This is a genomic window from Halobacillus sp. HZG1 (assembly GCF_035818575.1).
GTDB lineage: Bacteria > Bacillota > Bacilli > Bacillales > Halobacillaceae > Halobacillus > Halobacillus litoralis.
The window spans coordinates 1-1147 of sequence record NZ_JAYLVQ010000067.1; the positions used below are offsets into that span (position 1 = coordinate 1).

The 1147-nt window shown below is 33.8% G+C and carries 1 protein-coding gene; it reads right to left on the reverse strand.

What is annotated here, in order from left to right; genetic code table 11:
* On the reverse strand, nt 1-781 hold a 781-nt coding region (locus tag VKA52_RS12905), incomplete at its 3' end, for a type II CAAX endopeptidase family protein (protein WP_326315942.1).
* Nucleotides 782-1147: the final 366 nt, after the last annotated feature.

Below are 1147 nucleotides of genomic sequence, written 5' to 3' on the forward strand. Positions count from 1 at the left end.
ATAAAGAAATCAGAATAAGTCCTCCGACAATAACAATTACGGGCGATGGAAAAGGTTCAGAAGAACTATTCCCATCTAGAAAATATCTGTAATAAATATCTCTTACACTGACTAGAAAGTTAAAAGAGATATGTATTAATACAGGGAGCTTCAGACTACTTGTTTTAATATAGAGCACACACATAATGACTCCAAACATAGCAGCTCCAAATACATTTTGCAGATGAAGAATTCCAAACAAAATAGAAGAAATGATAATGCCGATTGTATTCCCATATTTATAACTTAGACGCCCAAGCAAATAACCCCTAAAAACTATTTCTTCGCATATAGGGGCTATCAATACCAAGGTTAAGACATTAAATACAAATAGCCAAATAGAACTTTCATTCATAGTAAATTCACTGGTGTTCGTAACTTCGGGTAGAAAAGGAAAAAGTAAACCCATACATAAAATTAAAATTCCTAATCCAAAAAACATTGGCATGAAGATTGAGCCAATAACATCCGTTTTTCTTAAATGTCCTTTCCCCTCGAATAAGTAAGTAAGTGATAATCCTTTTTTATGTAAGTAAGAGGAAAACCATACTATCGGCGTAATATATAAAAATAAGATAATCATAAGACTGGATGTAAACCCGCTATAAAAATTATTTAGAGGGGAAACAGACATGATGATGAGCGACACTGCAAGGACACCTAAAACCCAAACAATTAGACGACGAAATTTAGCCATTCTAAATAAACCTTCTTCAAAACGATAAGCATTTCGGTCTTCCAAAAAAACATCCTTTCAATAAGATATACTACTACGTTAATTTCTGCGGTTCTTCAGCAAACCATTCGACCCATCCGCAACCGGAACAAATATTGGGGTTAATTCGAGTGTTCTTTTTGTTTCCAAAAATCTTATCTCCTACAGAATTCTTTACTAAAATTCCTTTTAAACCCTGATCCACATAACACTCAACCATACATCCTTGGCATTTTGGACAAACCTTATGAGACATTTAATCATCCACCTCTTTCAACTATAACGATCTGTTACTATAGCCTACGTAAAATATCTTTGATGGTTTCATTTTCCAGTGAATTTAGATAAGCTTTTATGTAAAAAGACGACCGTCACTAATTAGACAATCGCCCC